The organism is Nocardia sp. NPDC058640 (assembly GCF_042716995.1).
Classification (GTDB): domain Bacteria; phylum Actinomycetota; class Actinomycetes; order Mycobacteriales; family Mycobacteriaceae; genus Nocardia.
Window position 1 is genome coordinate 63605 of sequence record NZ_JBHXRG010000012.1, and the last position, 13380, is coordinate 76984.

The window sequence follows — 13380 nt, forward strand, 5'->3', positions numbered from 1 at the left end:
CGCGACGCTGCTGGACCGGATCGCCGATGTGCTGCCGCGGCCGTTGGACCGGTTGCGGTCGATCAAGCTCAAGCTGGCGGTGTTGATGTTGTGCTCGGGTGGGGTGGCGTTCGGGTACTTCCGGGTGAAGATCGGGTGGTTGCCGCCGCTGACCACCATGGCCGCGTTCGGGATCGCGTTGATCACCTCGCAGTTCCTCGCGCACGGAATCACCCGACCGTTGCGGGAGATGACGTCGGCTGCACGGCGAATGGCGCACGGCGACTACAGCTTTCGGGTACGTGCTACCTCGCAGGATGAAGTCGGTCAGCTCGCTGTCGCGTTCAACCAGATGGCCGCTGATCTGGCCGCGGCGGATCGGCAGCGGCGCGATCTCATCGCCAATGTGTCGCATGAGCTGCGTACGCCGGTGACGGCGTTGCGGGCAGTGCTCGAGAATTTGGTGGACGGGGTGAGCGAACCCGATCCGGCGACGTTGCGGACCGCACTGGCGCAGACCGAGCGGCTCGGGTTGCTGGTGTCGGAGCTGTTGGATCTGTCCAGCATCGAAGCGGGGGTTTTCACGCTGGATCGCGAAACCTTGCCGGTGGCAACACTGTTGGCCGATGTGATCGCGGAGGCGGAGGTGATGACGGCTGCGCTCGGGCGTGGGGTGCGGTTCACGACCTCGATCGAGCCTGCCGATGCGACCGTGTTCGCGGACCGGGCTCGGTTGCATCAGGTGCTGTTCAATCTGCTCGACAATGCTGCTCGACACGGGCCTTCCGGGGGTGAAGTGCTTGTGGCGGTGTCTGATTCGGCAGAGGGGACGGTGCTCGAGATTGTGGATGACGGGCCCGGTATTCCAGAAGCTGAGCGCGCCACTGTGTTCGACCGATTCACCCGCGGGGGGCGCACCGACGGGGGCGGGACGGGGCTCGGCCTTGCCATTGCTCGCTGGGTGATCGACCTACACGGGGGCAGCATCGCTGTCGCCGATCCCGGTTCACGTATTCGCGTCGTCCTGCCCAGGGACTGACTTTCCGTTTTGAGACCACTTTCCCGGTACTTCGGCCCCGGGATGATTTCGCATACCTATCGGAGGAAAAACAATGTCTGAGAAGTCGAATTCCGAATCACCTACGCCCGACCGGGGGGATGGGTTGAGCGCCGCGAGTGATGGTCCGAGCACGGAGAGTGACGGCCCGCGCACCGCGGGTGATGACCAGATCGGCGCGGGCGACGGACGGCCTGGTGACGAGTCCGCGGTGGCGTCTGCCGGTGGCGATGTCGCCGTGAGTAGGTCGGCCGCAACGGCCGCCTCGGCCGGATCCGATGCGAAGGCGACAGCGGTGCTGACCAAGGAGCCCGCCGCGGGCACATCAGCCGCGGCGTCGAGCTCGGATGCGTCGGTTCCCGTCGCGGCCTTGCTTGCCGCGAGTCGCACAGCAGACCAGACCGATGCCGCCGCCTCGCGAACCGGGGCACGGCCCGGAGTACCTGCGATGCCGCCGCCGATACCGCCGGTCCCGAAACGTTGGCAGTGTGTAGCGCGCCCGGCTGGCGTGCTTCCGGCTGCTGCCTTGGCGGGAATTGTTGGGGCGACGGTGATTCCGGTTGACCGGCCCGGCATCGGCTGGCTCATCGCCGGTGGGGGCATCACCGGCGCGCTGTGTCTGGTCGACTACCGTGCGCGGTCTCGCGGCGTCGACGAGGTGACCCCGGACGGTTCCTCGAGCGACACCGACTCCGAACCTGTTGCGGCTTCGGCATCTCCCACACCGGCGCTTCGCGATCGACTCTGGTGGGCAGTTGCCGCGCTGGCGTTGCTCGGGGTCGGGACGTTTCGGGCGGCGGGGTGGTTGTTCGTGCTGTGTGTGATCGCGGCGTGTGTGGCGGGGTCGTTGGCGGTGTTGGGGCGGCGCAGTGTGCGAGGGATCGCGCATGACATGTTCGCGGTGCCGTTGGCGACGTTCGGGGCTGTGCCGTGGGCGTTTTCGGGGTTGCGGGAGGCGCGGCCGGTGCAGCCGACGACCGTGCGCAAGTACGGGGTTTCGGTGGCGGCGACGGCGGCGTTGCTGGTGGTGTTCGTGCCACTGTTGGGTGGGGCTGACGCGACGTTCGCGGGGCTGTTGAACGGGCTGGTGCCCACCGTGGACGCGGCGGCGGCCTGGCAATGGCTTCTGCTGTTCGGCGTGGTGGGGATCGGGGCGCTGGGTGCGCTGTACGTGCTCGCCGGACCGCCTTCGCGCGCAACGGATTCGGGGCGGCCGGTGCGGTTGTGGTCGCGCAGTGAGTGGATGCTGCCGGTGGGGGCGTTGACCGTGCTGTTCGCGGTGTTCCTCGGGGCCCAGTTCGTGGCGTTGTTCGGTGGCGACGATTACGTGCAGCGCACGGCGGGTCTGACCTATGCGGAGTACGCGCGCAGCGGGTTCTGGCAGTTGTCGGCGGTCAGCATTCTGACCCTGGCCGTGATTCTGGCTGTGCTGCACTGGTCGGCGCAGGACACCGCTGCCGACCGCACCTCGTTGCGTGTCATGCTCGGCGCGGTGAGTGTGTTGGCGCTGGTCATCGTGTGCTCCGCGCTGGGCCGCATGTGGACCTACCAGCAGGCCTACGGGTTCACCGTGCTGCGCCTGCTGGTCACGATGTGCGAGCTATGGGTGGGCGTGGTGTACGTTCTCGTGCTGATCGCGATCGCCCGGCTGCGGTGGAGTTGGGTGCCGCGTGCGGCGGTCGGCACCGCACTGGGCACTCTGCTCGCGCTGGCGGTGTTGAATCCGGAATACCTTGTCGCCGAACGCAATATCGACCGGTGGGAAACCAGCACGCGACTCGATACCGACTATCTGGGCCGCCTCTCCCCCGATATCCTGCCCGCACTGGGTCCGCTGCCGGAGAGCCTGCGCACGGAAATCGAAGCGCCGATCCTGCACGACCTCGAGCCCGACCCGTGGTGGGCGTGGAACCTGTCCCGCAGCTCCGCCCGATAGTCCTGGTGCGCAGCCACTTCGGTAGCTGCGCGCCGGTTATGCCTGTGGCGCAACGGTTCTGGACAGGCCGCTGGCTCGCAGGACGCGGCGGTCGATGGCGGCGCGGATGGAGTCTTCGGTGCCGATGATGCGGACGTGGGTGCGGGCTCGGGTGATGGCGGTGTAGAGCAGTTCTCGGGTGAGCAACGTGGATTCTGGTTCGGGTAGGACCACCGAGACGGTGTCGTACTGGCTGCCTTGGCTGCGGTGGATGGTCATCGCGAAAACGGTGACCACGGCGGGGAATTGGGTGGGGTGGACCAGGTAGGGTTCGCTGCCGCGTTGCAGGGCCGCGCGCAGGGAGCCGTCGGGGCGGCGGATGATGACGCCGGTGTCGCCGTTGTAGATGCGGGCTTCGTGGTCATTGGCGGTGACCAGCAGGGGCTGGCCGGGGTACCAAGTCGTTTGGGGCCCTTCGGGTCCCGCACCACCGGCGGCCGCCCACTCCGCGGCCATCCGGTCCCACCGTTCGACGCCGAAGGGGCCCTGGCGGTGCGCGCACAGCAGGCGGTGCGATTCCAGTGCGGTCAGTGCGCCGATGGCGTCGCCGGCCTCGGCGGCGGCGGTGACGGCGAGGGCGGCGGTGGTCACGTCCGCCCGGACGGCGCGGATCTCGTCGGGGGCGCACAGTGACACGTCGTCGCCGCCCGCGCGCAGAATGGCCAGGGCCGCGTCGGCATCACCCGCGCGGACCGCGACAGCGAGGTCGGCGATGTGCCCGCCGAACCTTCTGCCCCTGGTCAAGCGGACGATTCCGCCCTGTAGACGGCGCTGCTCGAGCGCGGACAGTGCGAGTGCGTGGCCGGTGCCGACGCTGGGTACGTCGCCCGAGACCTCGGCAGCACCGGGATCCGCATCCACCGCGGCGTCTGTTCTGCCGGGTGACGGGCTCGGTTCACCGAGGTCGAGCACTTCGCGCAGGGCCGGGTTGGGGGCGCCGGTGACCGGGCCTGCGACCAGGTCTGCCAGTACCGCGCCCGCGTCGACCGAGGCGAGTTGGTCGGGGTCGCCGACCAGGACGAGGCGGGTGTCGGGGCGCAGGGCGGAGAACAGGTGGCTCATCATCGTCAGCGACACCATCGAGGTCTCGTCGACCACGACCACGTCGTAGGGCAGCCGGTTGTGTTCGTGGTGGCGGAAGCGGGTGGTGCGGCCCCGTTGCCAGCCCAGCAGGCGGTGCAGGGTCGAGGCGGTGAGTTCGGGCAGGCCGAGGGTGGCGGCTTGTTCGCGGACCGCTTCCTGCAGGCGGGCGGCGGCTTTGCCGGTGGGGGCGGCCAGGGCGATGCGCAGGGCGGGCAGTTTCGGGGTGGCGGCGCGGTGGGCGGTGAGCAGGGCCAGGATGCGGGCGATGGTGTGGGTTTTGCCGGTGCCGGGCCCGCCTGCCACGACGGTGGTCCAGTGGGTGGCGGCCAGCGCTGCGGCCAGGCGTTGCCGGTCGGGGCCGTCTCCCAGCGGGTCGGCGAACAGGCGATCCAGTTGTGCGCGAACGAGTTCGGTGTCGATGACGGGGTGATCGGTGCTGCGTTCGGTGAGTACCCGCCGCAGGGTCTGTTCCTGCTGGTAGTACCGGTCGAGGTACAGCAGCGCACCACCCTCGGCATCAGCTTCGACGATCCGCAGGGGTCGCAACGGACCGGCCTGTCCGCCGCAGATCAGCGGGCTGCGTCGCAGTGCAGTCAGCACGCGATCGACATCGGGCCACGGCAGGGTCGCCGGGTCGATTCCCGTTGCGCTGTCCCGGGTTTCGTCGGCGTCGATGCCGATCTCCCGCATCCGCGACAGTTCCAGACACACTGATCCCGAGCGCACCGCGCGCACCGCCAGGGCCGCCACCAACAGCACGTCCTCGTCGTCCTCGCGCCCCATCCGACCGAGCCGCACCGCGACATGCACGTCCGCGGCCGACAGCACGCCCGCTTCGTTGAACACCCGCAGCAGCCCGGTCCCCCGCTGCGCCACCTGAATAGACGTCACGATCGGCGCTCCTGGCCTGCACGGCAACCACATTCACAGCAAAGGTGATGGGCGCGGGCAAGGCGCTTCCCTGTCCGTACCTGTGCATTCCGGCAGCGCGCATGTCCGCCCGCTGATCGCCGAGTTCGAGACATCATCGCCCTCCCGCGAGCAGATCAGACAGTGCGACAACGAGTTCCGCAGAAGGGTGCCAGTCGAAAACGCCATATCCCGGTGGCGTGGACTCCCCGATCATGCCGCGCACGAACAGGTACCTGGCACCACCCAGGTTCCGGGCCGGGTCGTAATCGGGCAGCCGCCACCGCAGATACCGGTGCAGCGCAACGGCATACAGCAGCGCCTGCAGCGGATAGTGCGAGCGGATCATCTCCGCGACCATGTGTTCGCGACGGTAATGCTCGACGGTGAGATCGCCGGTACCCAGACGGTTGGTCTTGTAGTCGACAATGAGATAGCGGTGTGTGCCCGCCTCGCCCGGCACCCGCAGAACGGCATCGATACTGCCGGTGAGATACCCGCGCAGCGCCGTATCGGGCAGTGCGGCAACATGATCGGGGTAGTCGGCGAGGTCGTCGTCGGCGGGCAGGTGGGTGCGCAGCAGCGCGGCGATGGCGTGCATTCCCGCCGACCGCGGACCGGGCGTGTCACCGCCGCCCAGTGGCAGTTCGAATTCCAGCTCGTTGAGCCGGTCACGGGTGGGAATCGCCGCCAGCGAACCGAAATCCGCCGGCGTGCGCATGACTTCGAGCAGCGCGTTCGACAACAGGTCGACGTCGAGCTCGGCCATCGTGTGCTCGACCGCCTCGACACAGCGCGCGTGAACCTCGGCGGCGAGGTCGGGCACCGAGGTGTCGACCGTTTCCAGGACACTGTGCACCAGCGTGCCGAACTCGGCGCCGTAGGGCAGGGCGTTCATCAACGAAGGCGCCGCGCCGCTGTGCACGAGGGCGTCCAGGGGCGCTTCGGCGGGCTCGTCGTCGGGACCGGGGCCGTCCTCGGGTTCCTCCGCGCTCACCCCGGGGGCGTCGTGGGCGCCCGCGGTCAGCGCCGAGTACGAGGTGCGCCGCCACTGCTGGTCGAGCGCGCGCGTGAACCCGGCGGCCGCCAGTTCACCGGTGGGCAGTTCGGTGCGCACGCGGCGCGGTGCCACATCCTCGGGCCGGTCCACCATCGTCACCGAGATCACGTCGGCGGCGGGCGCAGCCCATTCGGTAATCCGTTGCCCCGCAGCAGCATCGGCGGGAATGTCCGCCCGTCGCGGCACCTGCGCCGAACCGGGCCGTCGACCCAGGATCATCCGGTGCAGCGGTGCCGCACCCGTGGTCACCGCGGGCGCCCACCACACCACGGCCTGACACATCGCCCTGGTCAGCGCCACGTACAGCAGCCGCAGCTCCTCCCCCGATTCCTCTGCCTCGCACCGCAATTGACGCTCCGAGTAGCCAGGTGCCTCCTTACCGCCGATGTCGAGCACACGGGTGCCGTTGTCGTCGTGGAACAGCAGGGTCGCCGGGTACGGGTTCTTGGCGCTGTCCCACGTGAAAGGCAGGTAGACGATGGGGAATTCGAGACCCTTGCTGGCGTGCACGGTGGCGATCTGCACGGCCGCCGCGTCGCGATCGAGCCGGCGACTGCGACCGCTGACGCTACCCGCCTCCGGTTCGCGCACGCGATCGGCGAGCCAGCGGGTGAGCGCGGTCAGCCCCAAACCCTCTGCGAGCGCGACCTCGTCGAGCAACTGCGCGATATGGCGCAGGTCGGTGAGTTCGCGTTCACCGTTGTCCACCGCGAGCAGGCGCGGCGCGAGATCGGTTTCGGTGGCGAGCTTGTCGAACACCGCCGCGAAACCCGCGCGCGCGAACAGTCGGGCCGCGTCGCGCAACTGGGTGGACACCCGCCCCACGAGATCCGCACCGCCTGAGTCGATTTCGGCGGCGGTCACGCCAAGGATCGGGGTGCACGCCGCGAGCCGAACCCGGTCGCCGCGGTGCGGCTGTTCCAGTGCCCGCAACACCCACAGCCAGTCCGTGGCCGCGACGGTCGCGAACACGCTGGTGCCACCGGCCAGCACCGACGCGACCCCGACTCGATCCAAGGCCGCTCGCACCACATCGATTTGCGACCGCGTGCGCACCAATACCGCGATGTCGCCGGGCCCGATCGGCCTGCGCACCCGCCCGTCGCCGACCTCGTGCAGCGAATGTTCACCGCCCCGTACGGGTTTGGCGTCGATGGTGGTCCCGGATTCGAGCAGGGTGACGATATCGGCGGCCAGGTCATCGGCGACTTTGGCCCGCTGCCGACCCACCGACGGGAACCCCGATCGGTTGCGCGGCCCGGCCCCGGTGCGCGGAAGCACCCGCAAACGCAGCGGAGTGATCATGTCCGGCTCGCCGTGCAATCGGGTCGCCGGACGGGTCGGCGCGACCGGGTACACAGTGATCTCGGGATGCCCCAATTCCGCACCGCCACAGAGGTGGTCGACCGCGCGCAGCAACCCGGCGTCGCTGCGCCAGTTGCGGGTGAGTTCGCTGCGACGATCTGCCAGGGCGACCGCGTCGAGGTAGCTGAGCACTTCGGCGCCACGGAAGGCGTAGATGGCCTGTTTCGGGTCGCCGACCAGCACGAGGGTGGCGTGCTGGTGGAAGGCCAGGCGCAGGATGTCCCACTGCAGCGGGTCGGTGTCCTGGAACTCGTCGACCAGCGCCACCCGATACCGCTGCCGAATCCGGGCGCAGGCACGCGGCCCGTGTTCGGGGTCGGCCAACACGTCGTGCAGCAGGACCAGCAGATCGTCGAAATCGCGTAGTCCCGCACGGCGTTTGCGGCGTTCGGTCTCCGCGCGCACAGCGGTGGCGAAGGCGACGCGTTCGCCCGCGGCGCCGTCGGTGCGGGGTGCGAGGTCGGCGTGCCGGTCGTGAACCGCCGCCAGGGCGAGGGTGTGCGCGTCGCGCAGGGTGAACGGGGCGCGGTCGCGGGCGTAGCGGGCCAGGTACAGGTCGTCGGCGACCGTGGCGACGAGTTCGTCCACGGATTCGACCAGGCGGGCGCCGGGATCGTGTTCGCCGGCCAGGCCGAGTTCGTCGAGCATCCGCTGACAGAAGGAGTGCGTGGTGGCAATGGTGCCCGCGTCGAAATCGGCAAGGGCAGTGAGCAATCGGTGCCTGCGCAGGCGCACGGTGGCAGGGTCGGCATCGGCCATCGCGCGCACGAGTTCGTCCTCGTGGTGGCGCGCGGTGTCGGGTTCGGCCAGGGCGGCGGCCACGGTGACGAAGCGCTCCCTGGTGCGTTCGCGCAGCTCCTGGGTGGCGGCGCGGCTGAACGTGACCAGCAGCAGTTCGGTGATCGCGATGCCCGCCTCGGCGACATAGCGCACCGCCAGCCCGACGATGGCGTGCGTTTTGCCCGTGCCCGCGCTGGCTTCGAGCACGGTGGTGCCCTCGGGTAGCGGTCCGGCGGCGTCGAAGGCGGTCAGCGCCGAGATCGTGCCCGTCACGACTGCCCCTGACTTTCCGCGGCCAGCAGCGGCGCCCACCAGCGGCGCGCGAGACCGCCGAAGCGGGTGCTCTCCGGTTCGCCCGGTCGGCCGGGTTGTGTTGCGAGACTGTCGAATCGGGGCGCGCGACCCCAGACGTAGCGCAGGTAGCGGTCGGTGTTGTCGCCGTATTTGTCGTCGAAGGCGTGCTCGGCGGCGAGCAGCGCGTCGGCGACACTGTCACCGCGGAAACGGCGCTCGGCATAGGCGGCGGTGGCCTCGTGCGCGCACGGCAGCGGTTCGCACAGCCCTTCGTCGCGCAAGCGGACCAGGTCACGCAGGATCGCCAGGGCGGCAGGCGCTTCCGGTGCGGTGATCACCGATCGCGCTACGGGCCTTCGGTATTGGCCGCGCCCGGTGCTGATCGCACGCCACGAACGGTCTTCGGTGGCGGCCAGTGCCAGCAGCGAAACCCACGATGCGAGACGGTGTTTCGGGGCCAGGCGGGAGTAAGTGGTGCGCACCAGCGTTTCGCCACGGACCTCGGGCACGGTACCAGCGAGGGTGCGGCCGTTGCCGAGGTCGATCGCGATGTCGACCGCACGCGCCGGGGCTTGGTAATCGGCTTGTGCGGTGCGAACGAGGGTGTCCACCGTGCCTTCCACTTCGTCGAGCACCTTCGCGCCGAAACCGAAGGGCGGCAACGTGCCTCGTCGCCATTCGGCGGCGCGCAGGCCGGCCGGGTCGGCGCCGGTGAGGCGCGCGGTCAGCATCCGTTCGCCGAGATCCCATTTCGCCAGGCCGTCGAGTTCGATCGGGAGTTGATCGGCGATGTCCTCGGACTCTTCGGGCACCCGCAAGCCCAGTCGCTGCCACAGGAACGCGCGCACCGGATGTTCGGCGAACGAGATCAGTTCCGCCAGCGCGACATCCGCGAGCGGGGCGGGCGGCAGCGGCTCGGCCAGCAGCGGCGAGCGCGGCCGTGACGGGCGGGCGGCGGCGCGCGCACCGGCCAGGGCGACGGTGTCGAAACTGCGCGGTGTGTCGGGGGCGAAATTGCGGCGGTCGAAGGCCTGCAGGGGGTGGCGGACGTGAACGGAGCCCATCGCGGAGGAGCCCACGTGGGCGGCGAGCACGTCGAGCAGCTCCGCGACCGGGACGGCGGGTGGGCGGGTGGCGCCGGTGACAGGGTCGGCGCCGGTGTGCAGGACCAGCAGCTTGTCCCCGGCGGCCATGATCGCGTCCAGCAGCAGCTGACGGTCCTCGCTGCGGGCGTCGCGTTCACCGATGAGCGGGTCGCGGGCCAGCAGGTCGTCGCCGTCGACGCTGCCGGGGCGGGGGAACACGTCGTCGTCGAGACCGAGCAGCACCACCACGCGGTGCGGCACCGAACGCATCGGGACCAGCGTGCACACGGTGAGTTCGCCGGTGCGAAAGTTTGCACGTCCCGGACCGCCCGCGAGGCGGCTGGTCAGCAGCACGGCCACGTCGGCCAGGCGCAGCGGCGTGGTGTCGGCGTGTTCGGTGGCGGCGACGATCTCGCGGCGCGCTTCGGTGCGGATCCAGGAGTGTGCGTCGGGCACGTCGGTGAGCAGGTCGACCGCGCGCAACAGCACCGCGGTCCATTCGGCGGCGGGGCGCGGACCGCGCAGGTCGCGCAGGCAGACCGCGAGCCGGTCGATGAACTCGGCGAACCGGCCGGCCAGGTCCACGTCGTTGGAGTCGACGTCGTCCAGGGGCAGCGCGAGATCGAGCCAGTCGTCGCCGGATTCGTCGGCGGTGACCCCGAGCAGGATCCGGTCCACGGCGGCGTTGAGGGTGTTCTGCGCGAAATCGGCGAGTCCGAACGCCTCGCGCTGCCGCTGCCCGATCCCCCATCGCGCGCCCGACTCCGCGGCCCATTCGCGCAGTCGTTCGATGTCGTCATCGTCGAAACCGCAGCGGCGGCGCACGGTTTCGCTCGCCGCCAGGTCCAGCACCTGTGTCACCGTGACGCGGCCGTCGGCCAGTTCCAGCAGTTCGATCACCACCGCCAGCATCGGGTTGGTCACCGCCCGCCCACGATCGGCCAGGCGCACGCGCAGTTGGTGTGCGGGATGCTCGCCCTCCACCGGCAGGTCGATCCCGCTGCCGCGCTGGCCGAATGCCGCGCGTACCAGCGGCGCGAACGCCTCGACGTCGGGGCACATGATCAGCACGTCGCGCGGTTCGAGGGTCGGGTCCGCCGCGAAGGTCGTCAACAGCAGATCTCGCAACACCTCCACCTGGCGTGCGGCTCCGTGACACGCGTGGACCTCGACGCTGCCATCCGGGATCGACCCGGATTCGGGTGCCCGGTTGTCTCGAATCGCGGATTGCACGGCGCCGAGAAGCGAGCCTGGCTCGAGGTGACTCGACACGTGAGTATCGGTGTCCAGCAACGGTTTCAGACGAAGCTGCAGCTCCCGGACGTCTCTGGCCAGGCCGGAAAGCAAGGGGTGCGAAGTCGCCTCGGTCGAGTCGTCCGCGCCGCGCGACAGGACCCGGACGCGGGACGGATCCTCCGCTGCACCGACACCTGCGCGTTGATCGGCGTACAGACCCGGTGCGATGTCGCTCAGCGCACCCCACATCGCCGGGCTGGGGTGCGACATCCACAGGTGAACGTCACGGTGAGCGGCCAACGCAGCCAGCACGGCCAGCTGATCCGCGGGCAGGCGAGTCAGGCCGAACACCGACAGACGTTCGGGCAGATCGATCGAATCCGGTTCGGCGCGCAAGTGCTCGCAGGCCGCGGCCAGCCGTTCCGCCGGACTCGGGGTGCCGACCGCAGTGCGCAGCGCCCGCCACAACGGCGGCTGCCAGGCGAGATCGTCGGGCACCGGGCCACCCGCGCCATCGGAGTCGACACCAGCGGTCCAGTCCAACAGGACCTGCGGGCGTTGCGCGGCATAGGAATCGAACAGTGCGGCGAGGTGCGCGGCCGTGGCATAACGCCTACCGATGCGGTGCCCCGAACCGGGCAGTCCGAGGTGCCGGGCCAGTACCACCGCCCACGGCTGATCAGCAACCTCATCGATGACCCCCAGCAACGTCCACACCAGGCGTTGACCGGCCCACGGATCGTCGGCGGGCGCTATCGCACTTGCCCCGGCCAACACCTGCGCGACAAGCGCGGCAGGCGCTGGGAACGAAATATTCGCGGCAATCCCATCCCCGACGACGCGACTTCGACTACCAATCCGACCGGCATCGGCATCGAACGCGCCCTGTACACCCAGCACCCCCGACAACCGCTGAGCCAACCACCGCTCCACCCCTTTGGCCGGAACCGCCACCACCTCGGTCACGAACGGATCCCCCGGAACCTCCCCCAGCAAACGCCCCAACCCGTCGGCCAGCACGTCGGCGCGTTCGGCGCGATGGAGGTGCAACGGCATCCGTTGTTTATACGCCCAGCGACCGACCCGCAATCGCGCGGCCCCGCCACCATCACTGAACCGGGTTAGTGAAATACGCCACACCGCAAGGTGTCCCGGCCGCGCCTGCACGGCCTCGCGGACCGCCCGTGGGATTGTTGCGGTTCGGGTGGGACAGTACGGCCGCGGGCGAAAGGCTGGTTTCGTTTCATGATCGCGCAGGTGCATGCCTTGGTTCCCGGTGACGGCTTCATCGTCCGCCGCGCAGGCACACGCTGGGAGTTGATCAATTCCCGGCGCTACGGCCCCGATCAGGTGCTGCATTCGTGGCCGCTGGACCGGCACGGCGAAGCGTTCGAACACTGCCATCGGCTCAACGGCTGCACCATCGCCACCCCGCACGCCGCGCACCACTGAACGCAATTGCCGTGCGCCACAACAGTGCTGTGACCGGGGCCTGTTTGCAGGGAATTAGTGCGCTCGAGCGTTCGGTGTGCGAGTGTGGTCCATCGTGCGTGACCGTTCTCCCTCCACCCGTGTTGTCTCTCGAGTCGCAGCAACTGCTTGCCTGCTCGCCGCCGCGGCCGTCCTCACTCCGGGCGTGCCCGTTCTCGTCGGTCCGGCCCATGCCGCGCCACCGGCGTTGACCCAGGCCGCCGTGCCCGGTTTCGACGCCGATCTCAGCGCCAGGATCGCGCGCGCCGACGCCTATCTCGCCGGTCGACCGGGCGTGGTGGGCTATGTGATCCGCGACCGCCAGACCGGTGGCCTGTACGCCAACGAGCACGCCGAGAACCAGGTGTGGACCGCGTCCACGATCAAACTGGCCATCGCCGCGGACCTGCTCAACCGGGCCAGGGTCGGCGCCATCGGGCTGGGCCCCGACGACCGGTTCAATATCGAGGCGATGCTGGCCACCTCCAACGATCACGCCGCCGACGTGCTGTGGCACAAGTTCATCGGCTTCGACCGGATGGCCTACAACAACGCGTTCCGCGCCTACGGCATGGTCAGCCTGATCCCGCAGCCGACCACCACCGCGCTGTTCCCGGACTGGTCGTTCCAGAAGTGCACCGCCGCGGACCTGGACCGGCTGATGAACACCATCCTCGACACCATGCACCCCGACGACCTGGGCTACCTGCTGAGCCGGATGCGTTCGGTGGACTCCAACCAGCACTGGGGTGTGTGGGGTGCGGGTTCGCGGATGCGTCCCGGCCTGAAGAACGGCTGGTCGGCCGAGGCCGACGGCTGGGTGGTCAACTCGGTAGGCGTGGCAGGCGACAACGAGCGCTACACCCTGGCGATCATGAACGCGCTGGGTGCCGCCGGTGGTTACACCGATGGCGCCGAGACCGACACCCGGGTTGCCGAGATTCTTCTTGCCGGTCGCTAGCTCGCGATTCCCGTATTGTCGACACCAAGATCGGTTTCTCGTAGCGACGTCGCGACCTGAGCCGACTACGGTTGAACCTGTCACCACCACCGCGGGGCCAGCCCCTGTCTGTCGAGGAGTGCGACG

General features: G+C 69.4%; 7 protein-coding genes. 4 read left to right on the plus strand and 3 right to left on the minus strand.

The features are described from left to right. The first annotated feature begins 10 nt into the window (after nucleotides 1-10). Together ACFWU5_RS15740 and ACFWU5_RS15745 are read left to right on the plus strand one after the other, a co-directional pair. Nucleotides 11-1018, plus strand: a complete 1008-nt coding sequence (locus ACFWU5_RS15740; RefSeq protein WP_379267685.1) for an ATP-binding protein — start codon at nucleotides 11-13, stop codon at nucleotides 1016-1018. A gap of 73 nt (nucleotides 1019-1091) precedes the next feature. Beyond that, on the plus strand, nucleotides 1092-2972 hold the full coding sequence (locus tag ACFWU5_RS15745) for a DUF4153 domain-containing protein (protein WP_379267646.1): 1881 nt from the start codon (nucleotides 1092-1094) through the stop codon (nucleotides 2970-2972). A gap of 36 nt (nucleotides 2973-3008) precedes the next feature. Here the strand turns inward: ACFWU5_RS15745 and recD are convergent, their stop codons facing one another. The 3 genes from recD to recC all read right to left on the minus strand — a co-directional run bounded on the left by recD (nucleotide 3009) and on the right by recC (nucleotide 11879). Further along, the gene (gene recD, locus ACFWU5_RS15750) at nucleotides 3009-4985 is read right to left on the minus strand and encodes an exodeoxyribonuclease V subunit alpha (protein WP_379267647.1); all 1977 of its coding nucleotides are present in this window, start codon (nucleotides 4983-4985) and stop codon (nucleotides 3009-3011) included. A 133-nt stretch (nucleotides 4986-5118) separates the two neighbouring features. Continuing rightward, complete coding sequence (locus ACFWU5_RS15755) at nucleotides 5119-8481, minus strand: UvrD-helicase domain-containing protein (protein WP_379267648.1); 3363 nt, start codon at nucleotides 8479-8481, stop codon at nucleotides 5119-5121. Next, nucleotides 8478-11879, minus strand: a complete 3402-nt coding sequence (gene recC, locus ACFWU5_RS15760) for an exodeoxyribonuclease V subunit gamma (protein WP_379267649.1) — start codon at nucleotides 11877-11879, stop codon at nucleotides 8478-8480. Before recC ends, ACFWU5_RS15755 begins: the two co-directional genes overlap by 4 nt. 201 nt (nucleotides 11880-12080) lie before the next feature. On the opposite strand from recC, the gene ACFWU5_RS15765 reads away from it, so the two are divergent. Together ACFWU5_RS15765 and ACFWU5_RS15770 are read left to right on the plus strand one after the other, a co-directional pair. Then, nucleotides 12081-12275, plus strand: a complete 195-nt coding sequence (locus tag ACFWU5_RS15765) for a hypothetical protein (protein WP_379267650.1) — start codon at nucleotides 12081-12083, stop codon at nucleotides 12273-12275. Nucleotides 12276-12369: 94 nt separating this feature from the next. Continuing rightward, nucleotides 12370-13254, plus strand: a complete 885-nt coding sequence (locus ACFWU5_RS15770) for a tat pathway signal sequence (protein WP_379267651.1) — start codon at nucleotides 12370-12372, stop codon at nucleotides 13252-13254. The last annotated feature ends 126 nt before the right edge of the window (nucleotides 13255-13380 follow it).

Excerpts from the sequence above, each read along its gene's own strand:
- ACFWU5_RS15745 (WP_379267646.1), top strand. The coding sequence starts at position 1,092 with ATGTCTGAGAAGTCGAATTCCGAATCACCTACGCCCGACCGGGGGGAT.
- recC (WP_379267649.1), bottom strand. The coding sequence starts at position 11,879 with ATGCCGTTGCACCTCCATCGCGCCGAACGCGCCGACGTGCTGGCCGAC.